At 50.0% G+C, this 680-nt stretch carries 2 tRNA genes and 1 rRNA gene; all 3 read left to right on the top strand.

What is annotated here, in order from left to right:
- Positions 1–59: 59 nt before the first annotated feature.
- A 5S ribosomal RNA gene (gene rrf, locus CIK04_RS30250) occupies positions 60–175 on the top strand.
- Positions 176–205: 30 nt separating this feature from the next.
- Positions 206–282, top strand: a tRNA-Asp gene (locus CIK04_RS30255).
- Positions 283–317: 35 nt separating this feature from the next.
- Positions 318–394 (top strand) — tRNA-Trp (locus CIK04_RS30260).
- Positions 395–680: the final 286 nt, after the last annotated feature.

A 680-nucleotide genomic window follows, 5' to 3' on the forward strand; every position in this document is an offset into this window, starting at 1 on the left:
AAGCAAGAACGAATTGAATGTGTAGAGAACGCAAACAGCTTCCGAATTTTAAGAATTTGCTTGGCGACCATAGCGTTTTGGACCCACCTGAACCCATTCCGAACTCAGAAGTGAAACGAAATAGCGTCGATGGTAGTGTGGGGTTTCCCCATGTGAGAGTAGAACATCGCCAGGCTTTTAATTTAGACTTAGGTCTAACCAGTGCGGAGCGGTAGTTCAGTTGGTTAGAATACCGGCCTGTCACGCCGGGGGTCGCGGGTTCGAGTCCCGTCCGCTCCGCCACTTATTCGAGAGTCGTCTCATTAAAAACGAACTACAGGGGTGTAGCTCCAATTGGCAGAGCAGCGGATTCCAAATCCGCGTGTTGGGAGTTCGAATCTCTCCACCCCTGCCATATCCAAGGCTCTGAACGAAAGTTCAGAGCCTTTTTCATTGTGCGCCGAGCATGGCGTTGATCTAGGAGGTGAAAGTCCTCTACGGGCTCAGTCGAGCGAGAACCGTTAGCCTATGCAAGGGTGTTCACCGTGAGGTGAAACCTAAAGGAAGCAAACGGCAAAACTTGGTTGTGACGAACAGAAACCTGATAGTAGGCCTGTACAACTTGGGTAACCTAGCAATAGATAGAACAGCCCAATGCCTCGACGGGAAGTGTGTATAGGTAAATCAGGCATAACCAAGGG

This window comes from Vibrio sp. 03_296 (genome assembly GCF_002265885.1).